19 protein-coding genes are annotated in these 23810 nt (G+C 68.1%); 12 read left to right on the plus strand and 7 right to left on the minus strand.

All coding sequences use genetic code 11. From position 1 onward, the window contains the following. From AC1RVW_RS22695 to AC1RVW_RS22705, 3 genes are all read right to left on the minus strand, one after another. Entirely contained in the window at positions 1–2067 is a 2067-nt protein-coding gene (locus AC1RVW_RS22695; RefSeq protein ID WP_081269606.1) for an alpha-1,4-glucan--maltose-1-phosphate maltosyltransferase, read from the minus strand. Next, entirely contained in the window at positions 2064–3974 is a 1911-nt protein-coding gene (gene glgB, locus AC1RVW_RS22700) for a 1,4-alpha-glucan branching protein GlgB (protein WP_081269607.1), read from the minus strand. Before glgB ends, AC1RVW_RS22695 begins: the two co-directional genes overlap by 4 nt. Before the next feature lie 184 nt (positions 3975–4158). Then, positions 4159–4425, minus strand: a complete 267-nt coding sequence (locus tag AC1RVW_RS22705) for a hypothetical protein (RefSeq protein ID WP_081269608.1) — start codon at positions 4423–4425, stop codon at positions 4159–4161. A gap of 207 nt (positions 4426–4632) precedes the next feature. On the opposite strand from AC1RVW_RS22705, the gene AC1RVW_RS22710 reads away from it, so the two are divergent. Then, positions 4633–6333, plus strand: a complete 1701-nt coding sequence (locus AC1RVW_RS22710; protein WP_493202641.1) for an alpha/beta hydrolase — start codon at positions 4633–4635, stop codon at positions 6331–6333. A 24-nt stretch (positions 6334–6357) separates the two neighbouring features. Here AC1RVW_RS22710 and AC1RVW_RS22715 read toward each other — a convergent pair whose 3' ends face one another. Then, complete coding sequence (locus AC1RVW_RS22715) at positions 6358–6546, minus strand: hypothetical protein (protein WP_493202643.1); 189 nt, start codon at positions 6544–6546, stop codon at positions 6358–6360. Between the two features lie 390 nt (positions 6547–6936). On the opposite strand from AC1RVW_RS22715, the gene AC1RVW_RS22720 reads away from it, so the two are divergent. The 3 genes from AC1RVW_RS22720 (at position 6937) to kdsA (ending at position 11162) form a co-directional block, all read left to right on the plus strand. Continuing rightward, positions 6937–9186 (plus strand): hypothetical protein, encoded by a 2250-nt coding sequence (locus tag AC1RVW_RS22720; RefSeq protein ID WP_493202644.1) that lies wholly within the window; start codon positions 6937–6939, stop codon positions 9184–9186. 97 nt (positions 9187–9283) lie between these two features. Then, positions 9284–10243 (plus strand): S1C family serine protease, encoded by a 960-nt coding sequence (locus AC1RVW_RS22725; RefSeq protein ID WP_493202646.1) that lies wholly within the window; start codon positions 9284–9286, stop codon positions 10241–10243. 73 nt (positions 10244–10316) lie between these two features. After that, the gene (gene kdsA / locus AC1RVW_RS22730; RefSeq protein ID WP_493202648.1) at positions 10317–11162 is read left to right on the plus strand and encodes a 3-deoxy-8-phosphooctulonate synthase; all 846 of its coding nucleotides are present in this window, start codon (positions 10317–10319) and stop codon (positions 11160–11162) included. Between the two features lie 12 nt (positions 11163–11174). On the opposite strand, the gene AC1RVW_RS22735 is transcribed toward kdsA, so the two are convergent. Together AC1RVW_RS22735 and AC1RVW_RS22740 are read right to left on the minus strand one after the other, a co-directional pair. Beyond that, positions 11175–12002 (minus strand): HDOD domain-containing protein, encoded by an 828-nt coding sequence (locus AC1RVW_RS22735; protein ID WP_106934106.1) that lies wholly within the window; start codon positions 12000–12002, stop codon positions 11175–11177. A gap of 133 nt (positions 12003–12135) precedes the next feature. Then, positions 12136–14037: a GspE/PulE family protein gene (locus tag AC1RVW_RS22740; RefSeq protein WP_493202650.1), complete on the minus strand. Its 1902-nt coding sequence runs from the start codon at positions 14035–14037 to the stop codon at positions 12136–12138. Positions 14038–14182: 145 nt separating this feature from the next. Between AC1RVW_RS22740 and AC1RVW_RS22745 the strand changes: the two genes are divergently transcribed. The 3 genes from AC1RVW_RS22745 to AC1RVW_RS22755 all read left to right on the plus strand — a co-directional run bounded on the left by AC1RVW_RS22745 (position 14183) and on the right by AC1RVW_RS22755 (position 17337). Continuing rightward, positions 14183–15016 carry an alpha/beta hydrolase gene (locus AC1RVW_RS22745; RefSeq protein WP_106934104.1) on the plus strand — a complete coding sequence of 278 codons (834 nt, stop codon included), beginning with the start codon at positions 14183–14185 and terminating at the stop codon, positions 15014–15016. 156 nt (positions 15017–15172) lie between these two features. Continuing rightward, positions 15173–16822, plus strand: coding sequence for a methyl-accepting chemotaxis protein (locus AC1RVW_RS22750; protein WP_493202653.1), 1650 nt, complete (start codon positions 15173–15175; stop codon positions 16820–16822). Positions 16823–16887: 65 nt separating this feature from the next. Beyond that, complete coding sequence (locus AC1RVW_RS22755) at positions 16888–17337, plus strand: GNAT family N-acetyltransferase (RefSeq protein ID WP_493202655.1); 450 nt, start codon at positions 16888–16890, stop codon at positions 17335–17337. 6 nt (positions 17338–17343) lie between these two features. Here the strand turns inward: AC1RVW_RS22755 and AC1RVW_RS22760 are convergent, their stop codons facing one another. Further along, positions 17344–18621, minus strand: coding sequence for a LysR family transcriptional regulator (locus tag AC1RVW_RS22760; protein WP_493202657.1), 1278 nt, complete (start codon positions 18619–18621; stop codon positions 17344–17346). A gap of 168 nt (positions 18622–18789) precedes the next feature. Here AC1RVW_RS22760 and AC1RVW_RS22765 point away from each other — a divergent pair, with 168 nt between their 5' ends. The 5 genes from AC1RVW_RS22765 to AC1RVW_RS22785 all read left to right on the plus strand — a co-directional run bounded on the left by AC1RVW_RS22765 (position 18790) and on the right by AC1RVW_RS22785 (position 23666). After that, complete coding sequence (locus tag AC1RVW_RS22765; RefSeq protein WP_493202659.1) at positions 18790–19818, plus strand: amidohydrolase family protein; 1029 nt, start codon at positions 18790–18792, stop codon at positions 19816–19818. Positions 19819–19820: 2 nt separating this feature from the next. Beyond that, the gene (gene ligK, locus AC1RVW_RS22770; protein WP_285411133.1) at positions 19821–20522 is read left to right on the plus strand and encodes a 4-carboxy-4-hydroxy-2-oxoadipate aldolase/oxaloacetate decarboxylase; all 702 of its coding nucleotides are present in this window, start codon (positions 19821–19823) and stop codon (positions 20520–20522) included. Between the two features lie 15 nt (positions 20523–20537). Next, positions 20538–21848, plus strand: coding sequence for a gallate dioxygenase (locus tag AC1RVW_RS22775; RefSeq protein WP_106934099.1), 1311 nt, complete (start codon positions 20538–20540; stop codon positions 21846–21848). Positions 21849–21883: 35 nt separating this feature from the next. After that, the gene (locus AC1RVW_RS22780) at positions 21884–22864 is read left to right on the plus strand and encodes a Bug family tripartite tricarboxylate transporter substrate binding protein (protein ID WP_493202661.1); all 981 of its coding nucleotides are present in this window, start codon (positions 21884–21886) and stop codon (positions 22862–22864) included. 106 nt (positions 22865–22970) lie between these two features. After that, positions 22971–23666, plus strand: a complete 696-nt coding sequence (locus AC1RVW_RS22785) for a substrate-binding domain-containing protein (protein ID WP_106937412.1) — start codon at positions 22971–22973, stop codon at positions 23664–23666. Positions 23667–23810 lie beyond the last annotated feature (144 nt).

The following is a 23810-nucleotide window of genomic DNA, read 5'->3' on the forward strand; positions in this document are numbered from 1 at the left end:
TCAGAGGAAATAATCGAAGTCGCGCTCGTCGCCATGACGCCGACGAACGACGAAGACGTGCGCGGGGCAGCTTTGCGGATCCAGGCGCACGTAGTGCCAGTCGCCCTGCCACTGGAAGCGCTGGCCGCTGAGCAGGTCGTGCATCTGGAACACGCGCGAGGGCGGGTTCACACCCACGCTGCCGGGTTCGAGCCCCAGCCAGCCCCACTGGGCGTTGTGCGGATCGAGGTTGACCACGGTCACGATCACGTTGGCCCCGTCGGCCGAGGCCTTGGCGTAGGCCAGCAGCTGCGGGTTGTCGATGTGCAAAAAGCGCAGCGTGCGGTCCTGGTGCAGCGCGGGGTTCTCGCGGCGGATGCGGTTCACCCGCGCGATGAAGGGCGCCAGGCTTTCGGGGTTGTCGTGGTTCCAGTGGCGCAGCTGGTATTTCTCGGAATCGAGGTATTCCTCGCTGCCCGGCTCGCGCGGCAGGTGCTCGCGCAGTTCGTAGGCGGGGCCGTAGATGCCGTAGCTGGCCGACAGCGTGGCCGCCAGCACCAGCCGCGCCATGTAGGTCGCGGCGTCGCCGTGCTGCAGCTGCTCGTGCAGGATGTCGGGCGTGTTGGGCCACACGTTGGGGCGGAAGTAGTCGATGCCCGGCGCGGTGGACAGCTCGGTGAAGTACTCGACCAGTTCTTCCTTGGTGTTGCGCCAGGTGAAGTAGGTGTAGCTCTGCGAAAAGCCCAGCTTGGCCAGCCGGTGCATCACCTTGGGCCGGGTGAAGGCCTCGGCCAGGAAGATCACGTCGGGGTGCTCGCGCTTGACCTCGCCGATGGCCCACTCCCAGAACGGGAAGGCCTTGGTGTGCGGGTTGTCGACGCGGAAGATGCGCACGCCCTCGCCCACCCAGTGGTCGATCACGCTCTTGAGTTCGGCCCACAGGCCACGCCAGTCTTCGCTCTCGAAGTTGAAGGGATAGATGTCCTGGTACTTCTTGGGCGGGTTCTCCGCGTACTGCACGGTGCCGTCGGGGCGCCAGCGGAACCATTCGGGGTGCGCCTTCACGTAGGGGTGGTCGGGCGCGCACTGGAAGGCGATGTCCAGCGCGATCTCCAGCCCGTGGTCGGCCGCGCGCGCCAGCAGGCGGCGGAAGTCCTGCGCGGTGCCGAGCGCGGGCAGGATGTCCTTGTGGCCGCCTTCCGCGGCGCCGATGGCCCAGGGGCTGCCCACGTCTTCGGGTCCGCTCACCAGCTTGTTGTTGGGGCCCTTGCGCTGCACGCGGCCGATGGGGTGGATCGGCGGAAAGTACAGCACGTCGAAACCCATCTCGGCGATGGCCGGCAGGCGCGCTTCCACGTCCTTGAAAGTGCCGTGCACCCCCGGCTCGGTGCCGGCCGAGCGCGGGAACAGCTCATACCAGGTGCTGAAGCGGGCGCGCTCGCGGTCGGCCACCAGCGGCAGCTCGACCGGGTGGCGCACCTGGTGGCGCCGGTCGGGGTGGCGGCGCGCGAGTTCGGCCAGTTCCTCGTCGAGCGCCAATGCCTTGAGCGACACCGCATCGGTGCCCGGCGCGGCGGCCGAGGCCTGGAGCTCGGTGGCCCAGCGCTGCAGCGCGATGCGGTCGGCACCCTCGGCGCGCGCGGCGGCGGCAGCCACTTCGGCCGCGCCGACTTCCGAGGCGATGCGCACGTCGTCGGGGTCGACGCGGCGCGTCATCTCGCTGCGCCACGACTCGAACGGGTCGACCCAGGCCACGGCGGTGTAAACGTAGCGGCCTATCGCGGGCGGCGAGAAGCCGGCCTCCCACACGTCGTTGCCCAGCGGCTTCATCGGCACTTCGCGGAACTCGGCCTGGTCGTGCGCGCGCCAGCACAGCTGCACGCGAAGCACGTCGTGGCCGTCGGTGAAGCAGTGCGCGCGCACGCACACCCGCTCGCCGGCCACGCATTTCACGGCGAAGCGGCCGTTGTCGACGGCGGGCAGCACGGCATCGATCACGGCACGGACGTCGCCGCCGGGGTTGTCGGTGCCGGTTGCAATGTCGGGAGCCACGCTGGCCGCGTGACGGGTGGAGAAGATGTTCTTCATGGTGACGGGCGTTGTTCCAGGATCAGGGTCGACAGCGGCGGCAGCGTCAGGGACACCGACTGCATGCGCCCGTGCGAGCGCACCGGCGCGGCTTCCACGCCGCCGAAGTTGCCCCAGCCGGCGCCACCGAACTCGGCCGCGTCGGTGTTGATCAGTTCGCGCCAGAATCCGCTGCCCACGCCGCCGGGCACGCCCAGCAGGTAGTTGGTGCGCGGCACGGGCGTCATGTTGCTGACCACCAGCAGCGGCGGACTGCCGTCGCGCGCCTTGCGCAGGAAGGCGAACACGCTGCGCTCGGCGTCGTCGGCCGCGATCCATTCGAAGCCGGCCGCTGAGAAGTCGAGCTGGTGCAGCGCGGGCGATTCGCGGTACACCCGGTTGAGCTGCGCCACCAGCCGCTGCAGGCCGCCATGGCCCTGCTGCTGGGTGACCCACCATTCGAGCTCGCCGTCGTGCGTCCATTCGCGGCGCTGGCCGAACTCGTCGCCCATGAAGAGCAGCTTCTTGCCCGGGTGCGCCCACATGAAGCCGAACAGCGCACGCAGGTTGGCGAACTGCTGCCAGCTGTCGCCGGGCATCTTGTTGATGAGCGAGCCCTTGCCGTGCACCACCTCGTCATGCGAGTAAGGCAGCACGAAGTTCTCGTTGAAGGCATACACCAGCGAGAAAGTCAGCTTGTGGTGGTGGTACTTGCGATTGACCGGGTCTTCCTTCATGTAGGCGAGCGTGTCGTGCATCCAGCCCATGTTCCATTTCTCGCCGAAGCCCAGGCCGTCCATGTCGGTGGGGCGCGAAACGCGCGGCCACGCGGTGGACTCCTCCGCCACGGTGAGCGTGTCCGGAAACTCGCGGTAGACGGCACGGTTGAGCGTCTGCAGGAAATCGATGGCCTCCAGGTTCTCGCGGCCGCCGTGACGGTTGGGGATCCACTCGCCATGCTTGCGGGCGTAGTCGAGGTACAGCATGGATGCCACGGCGTCCACGCGCAGTCCGTCCAGGTGGTACAGGTCGAGCCAGAACAGGCCCGACGACACCAGGAAGCTGCGCACCTCTGGCCGGCCGTAGTTGAAGATGCTGGAGTTCCACTCCGGGTGGAAGCCCTGGCGCGGGTCGGCATGCTCGAAGAGGTGCGTCCCGTCGAAGAAAGAAAGGCCGTGCTCGTCGGTGGGGAAGTGCGAAGGCACCCAGTCGAGCAGCACGCCGATGCCCTGCTGGTGCAGGTGGTCGACGAGGTACATGAAGTCCTGCGGCGACCCGTAGCGCGCGGTGGGCGCGAAATAGCCGGTGGTCTGGTAGCCCCACGAGCCGTAGAACGGATGCTCGGTCACGGGCATCAGCTCGACGTGCGTGAAACCCATCTTCCTGACGTATGCGGCCAGCTCGTGCGCGATCTCGCGGTAGCCGAGGAACTGTCCGTCATGCCGGCGCCAGGAGCCCAGGTGCACCTCGTACACCGACATCGGCGCCTCGAGCGAGTTGTGCATGCCGCGCGTGGCCATCCATTCGTCGTCACCCCATTCGTAGGCGAGTTCGCAGATGCGCGAGCCGGTGGCCGGCGGATGCTCCGCGCTGAAGGCCACGGGGTCGGCCTTGTCGACGGTGTAGCCGCCCTGGCGCGAACGGATGCGGTACTTGTAGGCCTGCCCGGGCACCGCGTTGGGCACGTGGCCGATCCAGATGCCGGTCTGGTCGGGGCTGGGCGCCAGCGGGTCGGCATCGCCCGACCAATAGTTCCAGTCGCCCACCACCGAGACCGACTCGGCATTGGGCGCCCATACGGCGAAGCGCGCGCCGCCTTCCGGCTGCACGTGGCATCCCAGCAAGTCGTAGAGCCGCGCGTGCGTTCCTTCGTGGAAAAGATAGGCGTCTCGCTCGCCTGGGAGTGAATGGTTCAAAGGCACCGGCATTCCTTGATTGAAGGCCAGCGAGGCAGTGGCTCATGGCCGTCGGGGCGACGGCCACGCGGGGAACGACTGCGGTTCTCGCTTGGCTTGAACGCCAATTTGCTGGGATGCCGGTGGCCGTGGTTACGGCCTGAGCCGCCTCGCCTTGTCGGAGAGTTGCCCGTGTCCCTTCAGGCGCCGCGCCGGCTCAGGCGTGCAGCGCGAAGTCTTCTGTGGTCAGCGTGATCGGCCGGCGCGGCGCGTTGCGGTAGCGCGCGATGGCGGCGGGCTCGATGGCGTGGAAGTGTTTGCGGCAAGCTTCCAGCAAACGCTCGCCGATTTCGCGCGCGCCGAACTTGTCGTGCAGCGTTTCCTCGGAGATCTGCGCAAGCACGCGCGGGCCGCCGGGGCCCTCGGGATAGAAGGCGAAGCGCACGCTCGCCATGTCGAAGCAGTAGATGCCTTCGAAGTTCATCTGTCTTGTCTCCTTTAATTCGGCGCAGATTGAGCGCGCGGCGCAGGCCGAAGAAGAGCGGAATTCCGCGCATGCGCATGCAGGAAATCTCCTACAGAAAGGGCGGCCTTCGCTTGCAGCCGGACGCGGCTTGGGCCGTGGCTTTCGGGCGCGGATGCGGCGAAGATCAGGCTGCGCTCCCGCACCTTCCCTGGAACATCCGCCTCGATGACTGCACAGAAGATTCCGAGCACCCTGCTCATGCATCGCCGCGCCGCGGCCTTCACCCTGGCCGCCGGCGCGCTGCTGCTGGGCGCCTGCACCGGTCCCACCGAGGCCCAGAGGCAGGCCACCGCCAGCGCCCCGCCGCCCACCGATTGCACCGCCTGGGTCGGCACCGACCGCAACGCCATGATGGGCGGCTACCTGCTGGGGCAAGGTCCCAAGGGAACCGGCGCCAAGGAGTGCGTGCCGGTGCTCATGACGGCCAACCACCCGCCCCCCGACTATGCGGGCGGCGACTACTACATCAGCGAATTCACCGACGACAAGCTCAAGGCCCGCTGGCGCGCCTGCAAGGAAGACCCCGCGTGCTTCAAGCGCATCGACGCGCAGATGCAGCGCTGGCTGCCGCCCAACAAGGAACGCGCCACGCGCTCGACCGGCGTGGTCGACCCGTCGGGCAGGATCGATCCGGACGGCAACGTCGACCTGAAGCAGATCCGCCGGCCCGCCTTCTTTGCCAAGGCGCCCTACCGCGAAGGCATCGCCGAGGCCGACGCCCGCACCTGGATCGTGGAGTTCACCGCGCCGCGCGACGCCTTCGAGCGCATCGACCTGAAGATGACCGGCGACATCAAGCTGCGCGGCTGGTACATCGAGGGCGCCGGCATCGACGACGGCAAGGGCAAGAAGGTGCGCGCGCTGGCCATCATGGCGCCGGGCGGCGGCGGCCAGCTCACGGCCATCCAGCATCCGGACGAAGCGGCCTACCGCATCGACGAGAAGACCGGCAAGACCGTTCCGGTCAGCTTTCCCAACGCGACCACAGAAACCATGGGCCAGCGCTGGTGGCGCGAGAACCTGCATGCGCTGAACCAGGCCGGCTTCGACGTGCTGGCCTACGACCGGCGCGGCGAAGGCCTGTCGGGCGGCTTCAGCGACACCAACACGCTGGAACAGGGCGAGGACGTGTTCCGCGCGCTGGCGGCGCTGGAAGGCGGACGCGGCCTGCGGCTGCTCTCGCCCTCGGGCGAACTGTTCGAAGGCGAGACCGCGCGCGGCCGGCTGCTGGCGGGCATGAAGGCCAACGAGATCCCGCTGGTGCTCGGCGGCTATTCGCGCGGCTCGATGTCCACCGCCTGGGCCATGACCAAGAACTACGTGGCCGAATGCACCTTCGACATGCCGCAGCCCAACTGCACGCCGCCCAAGGGGCTGAAGAATATCCACGGCGCCATCCTGCTGTCGTCGTTTGCCAGCGGCGCGGGCTACGTGGGCGACTCGCCCGACCTGGCCGACCGCAACCTGTTCCTGGGCGGCATGGCGGCGGACCATCACATCGTCTTCTATCCTAACTCGTCCACCCTGGCGGGCATGGACCGGTGGCCGGCCGCGTTCTTCGGCAAGGGCCTGTGGGACCGCGCGGAAACGCTCGAAGGAACAGTGGCCGCCTACAACCGCATTCGCGGCGTGAAGGAGATCGTGCTGGCTCGCGGGCCGCACTCCATCGAGACCTGGCCCGCGTCCGACCGCGACTACCTGCGCGAGCGCATGGTGCTGTTCGCGAAGACGGTGATCGTCGGCGGACGCACCATGCCGGGCGCGCGGCCGTGGAAGGACTTCAAGTCGCTGGTGGCCACCACGCCTGATTCGTGGGAGCCGTCGTCGCGGCCGAAGGGACCGGCGCAGGCCGCCAAGGCGCCCTGATCCCTTCGCGGCGACAGGCTGCGGCTAGTTCCTGCGGGGGTCGTAGGGCCGGCGGTCATAGCGGTCGGGCACGCCGTCACCGTCGCTGTCGCGGTTGCGCTCGTAGCGATCGGGAATTCCGTTGTGGTCGCGGTCGCGATCGCGCCGGTGGTGGTCGTGGCCGCAGCCCGCAATCACGGTGGCGATGGCAATCAGGATGAGGATGTTTTTCAAGGGGCGGACTTCTTCGTGTTGTGGGTGCAGCGCAGTGTGTGCACCCCGCCTGAAGAAAGCCTAAACAGCCCCTGAAGCCTTCGTTAACGCGCGCGGCCGCCTGCATCGGGCCGGCTCACAAAAAAGAACCCGGCAGGAGCCGGGTCCAAGCCTCGTTGCTGTCACGCAGCGAAGCCCTCGCAAAGGGAGGAATACGAGGGACGGTACAACCGTCGACCCTCAAGTTATAGAGGGCGCGCGCGGCGGATTCAAAGGGAATGCCGCCTCCTCGGGACAGACAAGACCTACGGCGCCTGCCGCATGCGCGCACAGCCATGTCGGCCTCGGACGACATGGCTGTGCGCCGTGCGTCCTCAAAAGCGCCACGCGTGCTCCCTTAGGGTGCTGCCCATGCGCAACAGCCCCAGCAATCTACCCCATCCATCGAGCCCCGACGCCCTTCCCTCGCACACGCCGCACCGCTGGCAGTTCATCCGCACGGGCGGCGCCGACCAAGTGATCTTTCGCACCGGCGAGGACATCGCCCGCATTGCGGAGCTCGACCAGAAGCTCTGGGTGGCGCTCGCCTGCCCGACGCGTGGCATCGACTTCGACACCCGCACGCTCGACCTGATCGACACCGACCGCGACGGCCGCGTGCGCCCGCCCGAAGTGGTCGCGGCCTGCGAATGGGTCTGCGCGCGCCTGCGCAACCCCGACGTGCTGCTGCAAGGCAGCGACGTGCTGACGCTGGGCGACCTTGACGACCGCAACCCCGCCGGCGCGCGGCTGCTGGAAGAAGCGCGCCGCCTGCTGCAGATCAAGGGCAGGCCCGATGCCGACACGCTCACCCTCGCCGACATCGCCGACCGGGGCGAGCTGCTGGCCGCCATGCGCTTCAACGGCGACGGCGTGGTCACGCCCGACACGGCGCAGGACGAGGCCGTGCGCGCCACCATCGCAGAAGTCATCCGGCTGCACGGCAGCGTGCCCGACCGCCACAAGCAGACGCCCGGCGTGGACCGCGCCCGCGTGGACGCCTTCTTCGCCGAAGTGCAGACCGCGCGCGACTGGCATGCCCAGGCCGACGCCGGCAATGCCGAGTTGATGCCGCTGGGCGAGCCCACGCTGGCGGCCGCCGACGCGGCGCTCAAGGTGCAGGCCAAGCTCGACGATTTCTTCGCGCGCTGCCGCGTGGCCGCTTTCGACGCCCAGGCCGTGACCGCGCTCAACCCTTCCGCCAAGGCCTACGACGCGCTCGCCGCAAACAGCCTCGACCTGCATGCGGAACCCATCGCCGAACTGCCGCTGGCCCCGGTCACGCCGCGCTGCGTGCTGCCGCTGAGCGGCACCTCGCTCAATCCCGCGTGGGCCGATGCCGTGGCTGCCTTTGCCGAACGCAGCGTGGCGCCGCTGCTCGGCGCGCGCGAAGAACTCGCGGAGGCCGACTGGCTCGCGATTCGCCGCAAGCTCGCGCCGCTGCAGGCCCTGATGGCCAGGCGGCCCGACAACTGGGCCGCCGCGCTCCCGCTCGACAAGCTCGACGCGCTGCTGCAGACGCGCGATGCGCTGCTCGGGCTGATCCGCGACGACGAAGCCGCCGAGGAACATAACGCGCTGCTGGTCGACCTGGAAAAACTGATCCGCCTGCAGCGCGACCTGGTGGTGCTGCTCGACAACTTCGTGTCGTTCAAGGCCTTCTACCGGCGCGAGGGCGCGATCTTCCAGGCGGGCACGCTGTACCTCGACGGCCGCAGCTGCGAGCTGACGGTGCAGGTGCAGGACACGGCCAGGCACGCGGTGCTCGCGGGCCTGGCCAAGACCTGCCTGGCCTACTGCGACTGCACGCGCCAGGGCGCGAAGATGAGCATTGCCGCAGCCTTCACGGCCGGCGACGTCGACTTCCTTTTCGTGGGTCGCAACGGCGTGTTCTACGACCGCCAGGGCCGCGACTGGGACGCCACCATCACCAAGCTGATCGAGAACCCGACGAGCGTGGCACAGGCCTTCTTCGCGCCGTACAAGAAGTTCGTGCGCGTGATCGAGGAACAGGTGGCCAAGCGCGCCGCCGCGCAGGACGCCGCCGGCCAGGGCAGCCTGACCAGCTTCGCGACAAAGCTCACCACCGCCGACCAGGCCGCGAACGCGGCCAAGGCACCGGCCACGGCGACCCGCCCCACAGGCCGCGTCGACGTGGGCACGGTGGCCGCCATCGGCGTGGCGCTGGGGAGCATCAGCGCGGTGCTGGTGGCCATCTTCGGCAAATTCATCGACCTGGGCCAATGGATACCGGTGGCCCTGCTGGGCATCGTGCTCGCCATCTCGGGGCCGAGCATGCTGATCGCGTGGCTCAAATTGCGCCAGCGCAGCCTGGGGCCGATCCTCGACGCGAGCGGCTGGGCCATCAACGGGCGCATGAAGGTGAATGTGCGGCTGGGCGGCATGCTCTCGCAGACCGCGCGGGTGCCGCCGGGCGCACGGCGCATCGTGCGCGACCCGTACCGCGACCGCCACGGCGCGACGGGCGTGGCCGCGCTGGCGGTGCTGGTGCTCGCGGTGACGCTGCTGGCCTGGCGCATGAACTGGCTGGACGACCGCCTGCCGGCCGCGCTGCAGCATTCGCCGACTGCGCAGGCCGCGGAGCGCCCAGGGGCCGCCTGAGCCTGCCCGAGCCCCGGCCCGGGCGCTTGAAAAGCTCTTTCGCGCCGCCATTTCTGCTGGATTCCCGGAGATGCCGGCGACTGAAAGAGGTGCTCACATGGGCGCGCGCGAAGACGAATTCCTGCTCGATTCCTACTCCAACACCGTCACCCGCGTGGCACACACCGCCAGCGCGGCGGTCGCGCACATCAAGGTGCGCAAGCAGCCGCAGCGCGGCAACGCGGGCGGCCTGGGCAGCGGCTCGGGCTTTCTCTTCACGCCGGACGGCTTCACCATCACCAACGCCCACGTGGTCGAAGGCGCGAGCGAACTGCGCGCGGCCTTCGCTGACGGCACCGAGAGCGTGGCGCGCCTGGTCGGCATCGACGCCTCCACCGACGTGGCGGTGCTGCGCATCGAGTCGCACCCCAGCGCCTTCCTGCCGCTGGGCAGCTCGGCGGCGCTGCAGCCCGGCCAGCTGGCGGTGGCGGTCGGCAACCCGCTGGGTTTCGACTTCACCGTGACCGCCGGCATCGTGAGCGCGCTGGGCCGCAGCCTGCCCTCGCGCGGCGGTCGGATGATCGAGGACGTGATCCAGACCGACGTGGCGCTGAACCCCGGCAACTCGGGCGGCCCGCTGCTCGACAGCGGCGCGCAGGTCATCGGCGTGAACACGGCGGTGATTCCATCGGCCCAGGGCCTGAGCTTCGCGGTGGCCATCGACACCGCGCGCTGGGTGGCCGGCGAGCTGATGCGCCACGGCGCGGTGCGGCGCGGAAAGCTGGGCGTGCAGTGCGCCGCGATGGCCCTGCCCAGGCGCTGGGTGCGCGAGAACGAATGGCCCGTCGCCACCGGCGTGCGTGTGGTGGAGGTGGTGGCCGGCTCGGCGGCGGCACGCGACGGATTGCGCAGCGGCGACATCCTGATCGGCTGCGACGGCACGCCGCTCGCGCAGCTGTCGGACCTGCTGAAGCGGCTGGCCGGCGAAGGCTACGGGCGGCCGCTGCTGCTGAAGCTGCTGCGGCCCGTGGCGGGCACCCTGACGACGCTTTACCTGACGGTGACGCCCGGCGGTTGATGCCTGCCGGAGAATCGGCGGGACGGCCAAAGCCCGGCCCGACCGACAATCGGCATCTAGCCAGGAGAAAAACTTGACCACTGTCACCATCACCCCCAACGTCCACGCCCGCAACGACGGCCCCTTCGTCCTGTTCGGCGGCGTCAACGTCCTCGAGTCCAGAGACCTGGCCCTGAGCAGCGCCGAAGAGTACGTGCGCGTCACCGGCAAGCTGGGCATTCCCTACGTCTTCAAGGGCAGCTTCGACAAGGCCAACCGCTCGTCGATCCACTCCTACCGCGGCCCGGGCCTCGACGAGGGGCTGAAGATCCTCCAGGCCGTGAAGGACGCGTTCGGCGTCCCGGTGATCACCGACGTGCACGAGGTGGCGCAGGCCGCGCCGGTGGCCGAGGTGGTCGACGTTCTGCAGTTGCCCGCGTTCCTCGCGCGCCAGACCGACCTGGTGGTGGCGCTGGCCAAGACCGGCCGGGCCATCAACATCAAGAAGCCGCAGTTCCTGAGCCCGCCGCAGATGCTCAACATCGTCGAGAAGTTCAAGGAGGCCGGCAACGACAGGCTCATCCTGTGCGACCGCGGCACCTGCTTCGGCTACGACAACCTGGTGGTGGACATGCTGGGCTTCGGCGTCATGAAGAAGGTCACGCAGAACCTGCCCATCATCTTCGACGTGACCCATGCGCTGCAGCAGCGCGAAGCCGGCGCCGCGGCGTCGGGCGGCCGCCGCGAGCAGGTGGCCGACCTGGCGCGCGCCGGCATGGCGGTGGGGCTGGCGGGGCTCTTCCTGGAAGCGCATCCGGACCCGGCGCAAGCCAAGTGCGACGGCCCCAGCGCCTTGCCGCTCGACAAGCTGGAGCCGTTCCTGACGCAGATCAAGGCGCTGGACGACTTGGTCAAGTCGTTCGCGCCTCTGGATATCTGAGGACGCGGCCGCTCAGGCGATCATCGATTCGAGGTCGGCGGCCAGCACGCGCGGTGCCGGCATGCCCTGGACGATGTCCTCGGTGATGCCCACGGCCATCGCCGACTGGGCCGGCCAGAAGGCACCGAAGTTGCCCAGGTCCATGCCCTGGCGCTCCAGCGCCACGCGCCACACGGCCATGTGAAGAATGCCGCCGAGCGCATCGGGCCGCTCTGCCTTCGCCTGGGTCACGAAGCTGGAGAGCGCACCGACCAGCTCGGGCGCGAACTCCCAGCGCCGCGCCAGCGAGGCGCTCACGTCGCCGTAGTGGTAGCCGAATTCGACGAGTTCGAGCTGGGCGCGCCCCAGTGCATCGAACGGGTGGACGGTGTTCAGTTCGGCCATGCGCCCGGGCATGGCCTGCGCCATGATGAGGTGGCCGATGGCATGCATGCTGCCCGCGGTGAATGCCAGGTTGGGGTCGACGCGGCGGGTCTTGGAAGCGAGATACCGGGAGACCGACGCCACGCGCAGGCTGTGGGCCCAGAACTCCGGCAGATTGACGCCTTCCACCTTCCTGAAGGAGCCCGACAGGCCCGAGCTCACCACCAACGACCGGATGGCCGAGAGCCCGAGCATCAGGATCGCGCCCTGGATGGACGAAATCTTGCGCGGCAGCCCGAAGAACGGCGAATTGACCATCTGCAGCACCCTGGCCGCAAGCACCTGGTCGAGCTCGATGCGATGCGCGATGGCCGCGAAGGGCACGTCGTCGTCGCGCAGCATCTCTATGAGGTCGGACACCACCCTGGGGACGGTAGGGAGCGACTCGTCATTGGCGAACAGTTCGTCGAGTGTCATGGCGCTTGGGCGGTGTTGCCTCGTTGTATGTATGCAAAAGATTTTGCTCCAGTACCCCGCCCGGTCAACGCCGATTCGGTGCGAATCTGTAATTTCTACGGATTCCGGTAGGCCGCCCGGCCAAGCGACGCCATCACACGTTGCTGGTCGCGCGCACCTCCTCGATGGTGGTGTGCCCCGCAAGCACTTTCTCGATGCCGTCCTGGCGCAGCGTGCGCATGCCCTCCTGCAGCGCCGCCTGCTGGAGTTCTTCGGCGCGCGCGCCGGTCTGCACAAGCCGGCGCAGCGTCTTCGACATCACCATCAGCTCATGGATGCCCACGCGCCCCTTGAAGCCCGTGCCCGAACAGTGCTTGCAGCCGACGCTGACGTAGGCGTGCAGCTGGCCCTCACGCCCGAAGCGGCGCAGCCAGACGTCGCGCACCGCGTCGCGCTGCCGGCCGGCGTCGTCCTCGCGGGTGCCGAAGGCATGCAGGTAGTCGTCCAGCAGTTCCTCGACCGTCTCGGGGCTTGCCGGGCTGCTGCTGGTGCAGCGGCTGCACAGGCGCCGCACCAGCCGCTGTGCCAGCACGGCCAGCAGCGAGTCCGCGAAATTGAACGGGTCCATGCCCATGTCGAGCAGGCGCGTCACGGTCTCGGGCGCGCTGTTGGTGTGCAGGGTCGACAGCACCAGGTGGCCTGTCAGGGAGGCCTCGATCGCGGTCCTGGCGGTTTCCCCGTCTCGGATTTCGCCGACCATGATGACGTCCGGGTCCGCGCGCACGAACGCGCGCAGCGCCTTGGCAAAGGTCCAGTCGATGCGGGGATTGATCTGCACCTGCCGCAGGCCGGGCTGGGTGATTTCGACCGGGTCTTCCGCGGTCCAGATCTTTCGCTCGGGCGTGTTGATGTGCATCAGCGCCGAGTGCAGCGTGGTGGTCTTGCCCGAGCCCGTGGGGCCGACGCACAGCACCATGCCGTAGGGCCGCTCGACGGCCTTGGTCAGCTGCGCGAGGTTGTTCGGCGACAGGCCCAGTTCGCTCAGGGGAATCGGATTGGACGACGCCAGGATGCGCATCACCACGTCTTCCAGGCCGTTGTTGGTCGGGATGGTCGCCACGCGCAGCTCGATGCGGTGCTGCGGTGAATACTTGGCGAAGTTGATCTTGCCGTCCTGCGGGTTGCGCTTCTCGCTGATGTCGAGGTCGCACATGATCTTCACGCGCGCGACGATCGCGTTGCGGTAGCTCGGCGGCAGCTCCAGGTGGGTGTAGAGCTGGCCGTCGCGGCGAAACCGGATGCGGGTCTTTTCCTGGCCGGGGTAGCTTTCGATGTGGATGTCGGAAGCGCCCTCGCGGTGGGCCTCCTGGATCATGCTGTTGATCATGCGCACCAGCGAGTTGTCGGACTGCTCGCTGGAAGCCTCGGGCGCGGGCGCAGACGCGGCGGGACCTTCTTTCTCGAGGGTCTGAAGCAGTTCGCTGGTGCCGGCCAGGTCGAACTCCAGCGGACGCCCCGGGTCCGTGCTGATGGCGAAGGGGTTGGTGGAGGTGTCGCCGATCTTTTCGTAGGCGGCGTTCAGCACGCCGTCGAGGTCCAGGCACTGTCCCACCACCGGGGTCACCTTGACCTGCGCGATGAACTCGATCTCGTCCAGCGCCGAGTGCCGGCTGCTCGGGTCGTCGATAGCGACCACCAGCCGGCCGTCGTGCAACATGAGAGGCATGACCTGCAGGCGCCGCGCCACGCCGTGGCCGACCTTGCGCAGCGCTTCGGCCGTCGCCGGAAAGTGATGCAGGTTCACCAGCGGATAACCCATCTTGCGCACCAGCGCGATCTGAAGCTGGGCACGGCTCACCACACCCATGCGCACCAGCATCTCGCCCAGCGGCACCTGAGGTTCGCGCCGCTGTCGGGACAGGCCGGCGCGCAGTTGCTCATCGCTGACCATGCCCAGCGAGACCAAGGCCTCGCCGATTCGCGCGACGGGCGCGTGGCTCTGTAATTCGAGCGCGCGCAGCAGTTGCGCCGGCGAGATGACTTCGGCGGATGACATGGGTACCTCCTGGCTGTTTTAAATTGCATCACATCGTAAAACGCAACGCGGGTACCGGCCAGCAGTTCAATTTTTGAGCACACAAGTTAACACTTTAGAAGAACAGCGAAACTCGGACCTCGCACCCTCTCTCGGAGCACATCACTTGCCATCCAAAGTCTCCCGCATCGCGCTCTCGGCTTCTGCCGCGGCCATCGGCAGCATCGCGGCGTACTGGACCCTGCTGGCCACGCGCCAGGGCCAGATCCTCTTCAATGCCCGCAAGCTGCCGGTCGTCCATCTCTCGGACGACTTCTCCACCTACTCGCACACGGTGCCCGGCGGCATGGTCCGCGGCTACGTGTACCACCCGCAGGGCGAAGCCGCGCTGCAGGACCTGTTCGTCTATTTCGCCGGCCGGGGCGAAGACGTGCGCGCCACCGCGCAGATGCTGCACTGGCTGCCGGAAGGCTTCGGCTTCGCGGCGCTCAACTACCGCGGCGTGGCCGACTCGCAAGGGCATCCGTCGGAAATCGCGTCGGTGGAAGACGCGAGCCAGTTCGCCAGGCACCTGCGCCGCGCCTACCCGCAGGCCCGCCTGCACGTGGTCGGCCGCAGCCTGGGCACCGGCGTGGCCATCCAGCTCGTGGCGCGGCAGGACTTCGCGAGCCTGCAGCTGGTCACGCCCTACGACTCCATGCTGGAAGTCGCCAAGCGCCGCTTTCCGCTGGTGCCGCTGTCGCTGCTGCTGCGCCACCAGTTCAATTCGCTCGAGCATTGCAAGGAAGTGGCGGCCAAGACCCAGGTGCTGCTGGCCGCGAAAGACGACGTGGTGCTGCCCGAGCGCTCGCAGAAGCTCATTGCGGCCTGGCCCACGCCGATCAGCGTGCAGACGGTGCCCGACTCCGACCATCACAACATCATGGGCCTGGAGGCGACCTGGCTCTACCTGATCGATTTCGCCCTCACGGCCATCCTCCCGAGCTCGGAAGCCGCCTGAATCGCATTGCCGGGCGCATCGTTTACCTAAAGTTTGCAATTGGACTGCCGATAACCGGAAGTGGAGCGCGGCGACCGCCGCCCTTCTGCCCTTTCAAGGCTGCCCGCCACGACCAACGGGGCCGCCTTGCCATTTCCCGAGTATTGGAGACCGACCATGTTCCTGAGCAACATCTCAATAGGCAAACGCCTGGCCATCGTGCTGGGCCTCATCCTGGCGCTCTTCCTCGCCACCAGCGTGGCCGCGATATTCAAGCTTCGCCAGTTGAGCGTCGAGATCGACACGATGATCGAGGACAACGTCAGGACCGAACGCGCGGGGGCCGACTGGCTGCGCCACACCACGGCGGGCGTCCAGCGCGCGGCCGCCATCGCCAAGAGCAGCGACTCCAGCCTGATCGACTACTTCGCCCCGGCCACGGCCGCCTCGATCAAGGACACCAACGAGCTGCAGAAGTTCGTCGAGAGCAAGCTGGTCAGGCCCGAGGAGAAGCAATTGCTCGACAAGGTCGCCGCCCTGCGCAAAAGCTACCTCGCATCACGCGAGGCGGTGAGCAAGGCAAAGATCAGCGGCGACCTCGAAGGCGCCAACCGCCTTTTCGACTCGCAGTTCCAGCCCACGTCGGTCAGCTACATCGAAGGCGTGCAACAGGTCGTGAACCAGCAGCGCGAGCAGCTCGACGCCGCCGCGGCGCGCGCCAACGACCTGCGCGCGCAGACCAGCACGCTGCTCATCGTGTGTTCCACGGTGAGCCTGGTGCTGGGTGCGCTGCTGGCCTGGTTCCTGGCTCGCAGCATCACCCGCCCGCTGCACAACGCCGAGACCATCGCCCAGTCGATCGCCGCCATGGACCTCACCGGCAAGCCCCAGCAGAGCTACGCCAACGACGAAACCGGCCACCTCCTGCGCGCCCTCGACCTGATGCGCGACGCCCTGCAGGGCTCGCTGACGCAGGTGCACGGCGTGGTGATGAACGTGTCGACCGCCAGCACGCAGATCGCCAGCGGCAACCAGGACCTGTCGTCGCGCACCGAGCAACAGGCCAGCTCGCTGGAAGAAACCGCAGCGTCGATCGAGGAGCTCACCTCGACCGTGAAGCAGAACGCCGACAACGCCCGCCAGGCCAACCAGCTGGCCACCTCGGCATCGGAAGTGGCCATGCGGGGCGGCAGCGTCGTGTTCCAGGTGGTGGAGACCATGGGCTCGATCAATGCGTCGTCGAAGAAGATCGTCGACATCATCAGCGTGATCGACGGCATCGCGTTCCAGACCAACATCCTGGCGCTGAACGCGGCGGTGGAAGCAGCCCGCGCGGGCGACCAGGGACGCGGCTTCGCGGTGGTGGCTTCGGAGGTCCGCAACCTCGCGCAACGCTCGGCGGCGGCGGCCAAGGAAATCAAGACGCTCATCGGAAACTCCGTCGAGAAGGTCGAGGAAGGCAGCCGCCAGGTGGCCGACGCCGGCCGCACCATGGACGAGATCGTCGGCAGCGTGAAGCGAGTGACGGACATCATGGGCGAGATCAGCGCCGCGAGCCAGGAGCAGACCTCGGGCATCGAACAGATCAACCAGGCCATCACGCAGATGGACCAGGTCACGCAGCAGAACGCGGCGCTGGTCGAGCAAGCCTCGGCGGCGGCGCAATCGCTGCAGGAGCAGGCGGGAAGCCTCGCGGAGATCGTCGGCCGGTTCAGGCTGGAAGGCGGTCAAGGCGCGCCCGCGGCGGACAAGGGCCTTCGCGCCATCGCCGGCGAGCAGAAGAAGGCTTCGCGCGGGCTGGCGATGCCGGAGCTGGGGTTCCAGTAAGGCCCTGCCCAGGGATTCGGGGAGACCGAGCCGCGCCCCGGGCCTGCTCCCCTCAGAATGGCGGGATGCAGATACGCCAGATCTCCGAATCCGAACTCCCGGCGTTGATGGCGCTCTACCGCCATCTTCACGAAGCCGACGACGCGCTTCCCGACGAAGCGCATGTGGCCGCCGTCTGGAGAGAACTGCTCGGCAACCCGCGCTGCCGCTACTTCGGCGGCTACGTCGGCGATCAACTGGTCTGCAGCTGCACCATCACCGTGATCCCGAATCTCACGCGGGGCTGCAGGCCTTATGGCCTCATCGAGAACGTGGTGACGCATGCCGACCACCGGAAGAATGGCCATGCGAAGGCGGTGCTGCACGAGGCGCTCGCCTTCGCGTGGGCGCAGCGCTGCTACAAGGCCATGCTGATGACTGGCCGCAAGGACGAGGCAACGCTCAGGTTCTATGAGGGCGCGGGCTTCGACCGCCACGGCAAGCAGGCCTTCGTGGCCAGGGCGCACCCCGCGTAGCTGGGCTCAGCGAAAGTCCGCGGACCCCGCCACCACCTTGCCGATTTCCTCCATCAGGGCACGCGCGCCCGGTGACGGAAATGCGCCCAGGCGCTGCGTCAGCCCGATCTCGCGGCGCGTCTCCTCGAGTGGAAAATCCAGCACCACCAGGCTCCCGTCGCGGATCTCGTAGCGAAGCTGGTGCGGCGAGATCGCGGTCAGCATGTCGCTCTCCAGCAGCAGCCCGCGCAGCACCGCGAGGTCGCCCGTCTCTACCGCCGGCAACGGCGGCGCCTGCCGCGCATTCGAGAAGAAGCGCTCCAGCAGCTCGCGCGACGGCGAGCCCTGCCGCGAGAGCGTCCACCGCGCTTCGCGCAGCATCCTGAAATCGATGCACTTTTCGCGGGCCAGCGGATGGCCGGCGCGGGCGATCACGGAGATGCGGTCTTCGAACAGCGGCTGCTGCTGCAGGTCTTTCACCTCGCCGGGGTTGTGGCGCAGCGCGCCGAGGATGAAGTCGATGTCGCCGCTGCGCAGCGACGCCGCCAGCGCGTCGTAGGGGCTCTCGACCGTTGAAACATGCAGCTGCGGGTGCCGCGCCAGCAGGGAAGCGATCGACAGCGGCAGGATCTGCGTGCGCCCGAGCGGCAGTGCCCCCACGGTCACGCTGCCCTGCAGGCTGCCTTCGCTGGCCGCGATGTCCGGCCCGATGTGCCGCAGCTCCGACAGCACGCGCTTGAAATAGAAGGCGACGATCTCGCCGGCCGGCGTCGGCGACAGCCCCCTGGCCTTTCGTGTGAAGAGCGCCACGCCCAGTCCGCTCTCCAGGTCCTTGAGCGCGCTGCTGATGGCCGGCTGCGTGATGCCGAACTCGCGCGCGACGGCGGGCATGTTGCGCTTCTGCGCAAGGCTGGCGACCACAGCGAGGCGGCGACCGTTCAGGATCGAGGTGAAGAGCGAATGGACGTCCGCGCCGCCGTCCATTCCGCCGCGCGCCACAAGCTGCGTGCGCGCCTCCTCGAACTCACGCTCGATGCGCAGCGCGCGCACCTGCACCAGTTCTCCGTAGGCGTTGAGCGCCATGCCCCGCGCGCGCCGGTCGAACAGCGGCCGGCCGAGCGCGGCTTCCAGGTCCAGCACCGATCGCGTCACCGCCGACGCCACCCGGTACAGCGCTTCCGCGGCGGCCGCCACGCTCCCCGCCGCGGCCACGGCGGAGAACGCACGCAGGTGCCGCAGGTTGATGCCGAGCGCCACGCTGTCGGCATGCCCGATAACTTTGTGATGTGCGGCTGGTGTGTCCAAGGACTGCCTCTTTCGCCTGGATCATGCCTTTTTCACTCCGAGGGTTAACCCTTTTCGATAAAAAAGAATGATGGCAGCGCAACGCTTACTCACGCCACGCGACGCCGCGTCCGCGCAGACTTCTCTCATGCCTGAAGCCACCACTGCACACCGCCCGGAGCGCTGCGAATGATCATCGACTGTCACGGCCACTACACGACCGCCCCCAAGGCCCTGGAGGCGTGGCGCAACCGGCAGATCGCCGGCATCACGGCGCCATCGGAGAGGCCCAAGGTGTCCGAGCTGAAGATCAGCGACGACGAACTGCGCGAGTCCATCGAGAGCAACCAGCTGCGCCTCATGAAGGAGCGCGGCAGCGACCTCACGATCTTCAGCCCGCGCGCGAGCTTCATGGCGCACCACATCGGCGACTTCGAGGTCTCATCGACCTGGGCCGCCGTCTGCAACGAGCTGTGCTTCCGCGTGAGCGAGTTGTTCCCCGACCATTTCATCGGCGCGGCCATGCTGCCGCAATCGCCGGGCGTCGATCCGGCCAGCTGCATCCCCGAGTTGGAGCGCTGCGTGAACGAATACGGCTTCGTGGGCATCAACCTCAACCCCGATCCGTCGGGCGGCCACTGGACCAGCCCGCCGCTGTCCGACCGGCACTGGTATCCGATCTACGAAAAGATGGTGGAGCTCGACATTCCCGCGATGGTGCATGTCAGCACCAGCTGCAACGCCTGCTTCCACACCACCGGCGCGCACTACCTGAACGCCGACACCACGGCCTTCATGCAGTGCCTTGCATCGGACCTGTTCAAGGACTTCCCAGCGCTGCGCTTCGTCATTCCGCACGGCGGCGGCGCGGTGCCCTACCACTGGGGCCGTTTTCGCGGGCTGGCACAGGAGATGAAGAAGCCGCTGCTGAAGGACCACCTGCTCAACAACATCTTCTTCGATACCTGCGTGTACCACCAGCCGGGCATCGACCTGCTCACGCGCGTGATCCCGGTCGACAACGTGCTCTTCGCGAGCGAAATGATCGGCGCGGTGCGCGGCATCGACCCCGAGACCGGCTTCAACTACGACGACACGCGCCGCTACATCGACGCCACGCCCATGCTCGACGACAAGGCCCGCCGCCAGATCTACGAAGGCAACGCGCGCCGCGTGTATCCGCGCCTGGACCGCGCCCTCTCGCAAAAAGGACTCTGAACATGACGACCGCTCCCGTACTGCAGGAACTCGGCGTGGTGCATCGCCGTGTGGCGCGCGCCGATGCGGCCGCCGTCGAGAAGCTGTCGCGCTTCAGCGTGTCCACCGTGCACGAGGCGCTGGGCCGGCTGGGCCTGATGGCGCCGCGCATCCGCCCCATCCACCCCGAGGCGCGCCTGTGCGGCACCGCCGTCACCGTGCTGCTGCAACCCGGCGACAACTGGATGCTGCATGTCGCGGCCGAGCAGGTGCAGCCGGGCGACGTGGTGGTGGCCGCCTGCACCAGCGACTGCACCGACGGCTTCTTCGGCGATCTGCTGGCCACGTCGCTCAAGGCACGCGGCTGCAAGGGCCTGGTGATCGACGGCGGCGTGCGCGACGTGCGCGACCTCATCGCCATGGACTTCCCCGTGTTCAGCCGCGCCATCCACTCGAAAGGCACGATCAAGGCCACGCTGGGTTCGGTCAACGTGCCTGTGGTCTGCGCCGGCGCGCTGGTGCAGCCCGGCGACGTGGTGGTGGCCGACATCGATGGCGTGGTGGTGGTGCCGGCGCCGCTTGCAGCGCGCGTGGCAGACGCCGCGCAGGCCCGCGAGGCCAATGAAGCCGGCAAGCGCGCGCGCTTCGCGGCGGGCGAACTGGGGCTGGACATGTACGCCATGCGCGAGCCGCTCGCCAAGGCCGGCCTGCGCTACATCGACTGAGCGAGGGAACAACCCATGGCTCGCATCATCGGCGCCGTCGCCTGCTCGCACACGCCCACCATCGGCTTCGCGTTCGACAAGAACAAGCAGCAGGACCCGGTCTGGGCGCCCATCTTCGAGGCCTTCGCGCCGGTGCAGCAATGGCTGGCCGACAAGAAGCCCGACGTGCTGTTCTTCATCTACAACGACCACGTCAGCTCCTTCTTCTTCGACCACTACTCGGCCTTTTCCCTCGGCGTGGGCGAACTGCACGAGGTGGCCGACGAAGGCGGCGGCGCGCGCGACCTTCCTGCTCTGGCAGGCCATCCGGCGCTGGCGCGGCACATCGGACGCTCGCTGGTGGCGGACGAGTTCGACATGTCCTTCTTCCAGGACCGGGCGCTGGACCACGGCGTGTTCTCGCCGATGTCGCTGCTGTGCCCGCACGAGCCGGCATGGCCGATTCCAGTGGTGCCGCTTCAGGTGGGCGTGCTGCAGTCGCCGGTGCCGTCGGCGCGCCGCTGCTACAGGCTCGGCCAGGCGCTGCGCCGCGCGATCGAAAGCTACCCGGACGACATCGAAGTGGCGATCGTCGCTACCGGCGGCCTGTCGCATCAGGTACATGGCGAACGCGCGGGCTTCAACAACACCGCATGGGACGCGCAGTTTCTGGACCTGATCGAGAACGACCCGGTGCGGCTGACCGAGATGACGCAGGCCGAACTGGCCACGCTCGGCGGCATGGAAGGCGCCGAAGTCATCATGTGGCTGGTGATGCGCGGCGCGCTGTCGTCCAACGTGCGCAAGACGCACCAGAGCTACTACCTGCCCTCGATGACAGGCATTGCCACGGCCATCTACGAGAACCTGGCGAGCCCGCCGGTTGCCGGCGAGGTCGAGCGGCATCGCCGCCACATCGACGAGGAACTGGCGGGCGTGGAAGCGCTGCGCGGCACCTATCCGTTCACGCTGGAGACCAGCGTGCGCGCCTACCGCCTCAACAAGTTCCTGCACGGCATGACGCGCCCGGCGCATCGCGCCGCTTTCCTGGCCGACGAGGAAGCCGCCTTCGAGGCCGCGGCGCTGACCGCGGAGGAACGCGACATGGTGCGCCACCGCGACTGGCGCAGCCTGATCCAGTACGGCGTGATCTTCTTCATGCTGGAGAAGCTGGGCGCGGTGGTGGGCGTGTCGAACCTGCACATCTATGCCGCCATGCGCGGCCAGTCGCTCGAAGATTTCCAGCAGACCCGCAACGCGCCCGGCGCGCTTTATTCGGTGGCCGGCAAGGACGCGCCCCCGCAAGCCTGGAACAACGACGACGCAGCGCACCGCCCGGGGCGCTGAGCCCCGCCCGATTTCGAATCCGGAGACAACAAGCAATGAAATTATTTTCCCGACGCCTCTTCCTCGGCGTGGCCGCGCTGGCCATGTCCAGCCACTTCGGCACTGCCGGCGCGGCCGACGCGTTCCCGTCCAAGCCAGTCAAGGTGCTCGTGGGCTACAGCGCCGGCGGCGCGGTCGATGCCATCGCGCGTTCGGTGGGCCTGAAGATGTCGGCCATCCTCGGGCAGCCGGTGATCGTCGAGAACAAGCCCGGCGCGGGCACCAACATCGCGATCAAGTCGGTCATCACCAGCCCGCCCGACGGCTACACGCTGCTGCTGGCCGCCAATGCGCTGGCGGTGAACCCGTCGCTGTTCCAGCCCGCGCCCTACGACCTGGAGCGCGAACTGACACCGGTGGCATCGGTCGGCCGCGTGCCTGTGGTTTTCACCGTGCGAGAAGAGTCGGCCATCAAGACGCTGCCCGAGCTGGTCGCGGCGGCAAAAGCGAAGCCTGGCGGCCTGACCGTCGCCACGCCGGGCAACGGATCGACGCCGCACCTGGCCATGGAGCTGTTCCAGCACACTGCCGGCCTGCAACTGCGGCACGTGCCCTACAAGGGCGGCGCACAGGCGCTCACCGACGTGCTCGGCGGCCATGTCGACGTGGTCGCGGTGAATGCGCTCGAGGCGCTGCCGCTCGCCAAGTCGGGCAAGTTGCGCGTGCTCGCGGTGATGAGCGCCGAGCGCTCCGCCGTACTGCCGGGCGTACCGACGGTGGCCGAGTCGGGCTACCCGGGTTTCGAGGCCAGCGTCTGGTATGGCTTCGTCGGTCCGGCCGGCATGCCCAGGGCCGTGGTCGACAAGCTGCACGACGCCGTGCAGAAGGCCATCGACTCGCCAGAGGTGCGGGCGCAACTCGCGGCGGCCGGCGGCATTCCGCTGCCGGGGCCGACCGAGCAGTTCACCAAGCTGCTGAAAACCGACGTGGCGCGCTACGGCAAGCTGATCCGCGAAGCCGGCATCAAGCCCGATTGACGAACGCCATGTCCACCAGCATCACCCGTCGCCAGGCCTGCCTTGCGGCAGCAGCGGCCGCTCTTCTGCCGGCAAGCCGTGCCGCCTGACCTTCCGGTAGATGCACATGAGCAGGACAATCCGGGTAATCGGCTCGATGGCCACGCGTGGCCTGATGCTGGAACTGACGGCGGCGTACACGCGCTCGAGCGGCGTGGCGGTTACCTTCGAGTCGGTCGGCGGCGTCGAGGCCGCGCGTCGCGTGTCATCGGGCGAGTCATTCGATCTGGTGGTGCTGGCATCGGATGCGATCGACAAGCTTGCGGCCGACGGCAAGGTGGATGCGTCGCGCAAGGTCGATGTGGTCCGCTGCGGCGTTGCCGTGGCGGTGCATGCGAATGCGGCGCGGCCCGACATCTCCAGCGAAGACGCGGTGCGGCGGGCGGTGCTGGAGGCCGAACGCATCGCCTGCTCGACCGGGCCGAGCGGCGTGGCGCTGATGGCGCTGTTCGAACGCTGGGGTATTGCCGACACTGTCAGGGAACGATTGGTGCAGGCACCGGCCGGCGTGCCGGTGGGATCGCTCATCGCGCGAGGAGAGGCCGCGCTGGGGTTCCAGCAGCTGAGCGAGTTGATGGGGGTCGAGGGCATCGCATTGCTGGGGCCGCTGCCGGCGGAGATTCAGATCACGACGACTTTCTGTGCCGCGCCCGGCACGGGTACGTCGCAACACGACGCTGTGACTGACCTGCTCGCCTACATGCGCTCAAGAGAAAGCGAAGCGGCAAAGCGCCGCTTCGGCATGGAGCCTGCCGATACTTGAGCGATGGCTTTTGCTCTTTCCCCTCCCGAGGGAAGGCGGGGATGGGGGCAGTGCCCAACGAGCGTTGAGAATGGGGTGAGGCCGTCGTACCCCCACCCCGGCCCTCCCCCGGGAGGGGAGGGAGAAATACACGAAAACTAGACC

This window comes from Variovorax sp. MPBD4-3 (genome assembly GCF_058809745.1).

Coding starts and splice junctions, on each gene's coding strand:
- AC1RVW_RS22735 (WP_106934106.1), bottom strand. CDS start 12,002: ATGACACTCGACGAACTGTTCGCCAATGACGAGTCGCTCCCTACCGTC.
- AC1RVW_RS22765 (WP_493202659.1), top strand. CDS start 18,790: ATGATCATCGACTGTCACGGCCACTACACGACCGCCCCCAAGGCCCTG.
- AC1RVW_RS22725 (WP_493202646.1), top strand. CDS start 9,284: ATGGGCGCGCGCGAAGACGAATTCCTGCTCGATTCCTACTCCAACACC.
- AC1RVW_RS22755 (WP_493202655.1), top strand. CDS start 16,888: ATGCAGATACGCCAGATCTCCGAATCCGAACTCCCGGCGTTGATGGCG.
- AC1RVW_RS22705 (WP_081269608.1), bottom strand. CDS start 4,425: ATGAACTTCGAAGGCATCTACTGCTTCGACATGGCGAGCGTGCGCTTC.
- AC1RVW_RS22775 (WP_106934099.1), top strand. CDS start 20,538: ATGGCTCGCATCATCGGCGCCGTCGCCTGCTCGCACACGCCCACCATC.
- AC1RVW_RS22780 (WP_493202661.1), top strand. CDS start 21,884: ATGAAATTATTTTCCCGACGCCTCTTCCTCGGCGTGGCCGCGCTGGCC.
- AC1RVW_RS22785 (WP_106937412.1), top strand. CDS start 22,971: ATGAGCAGGACAATCCGGGTAATCGGCTCGATGGCCACGCGTGGCCTG.
- AC1RVW_RS22750 (WP_493202653.1), top strand. CDS start 15,173: ATGTTCCTGAGCAACATCTCAATAGGCAAACGCCTGGCCATCGTGCTG.
- AC1RVW_RS22710 (WP_493202641.1), top strand. CDS start 4,633: ATGACTGCACAGAAGATTCCGAGCACCCTGCTCATGCATCGCCGCGCC.
- AC1RVW_RS22695 (WP_081269606.1), bottom strand. CDS start 2,067: ATGAAGAACATCTTCTCCACCCGTCACGCGGCCAGCGTGGCTCCCGAC.
- glgB (WP_081269607.1), bottom strand. CDS start 3,974: ATGCCGGTGCCTTTGAACCATTCACTCCCAGGCGAGCGAGACGCCTAT.
- AC1RVW_RS22720 (WP_493202644.1), top strand. CDS start 6,937: ATGCGCAACAGCCCCAGCAATCTACCCCATCCATCGAGCCCCGACGCC.
- AC1RVW_RS22740 (WP_493202650.1), bottom strand. CDS start 14,037: ATGTCATCCGCCGAAGTCATCTCGCCGGCGCAACTGCTGCGCGCGCTC.
- ligK (WP_285411133.1), top strand. CDS start 19,821: ATGACGACCGCTCCCGTACTGCAGGAACTCGGCGTGGTGCATCGCCGT.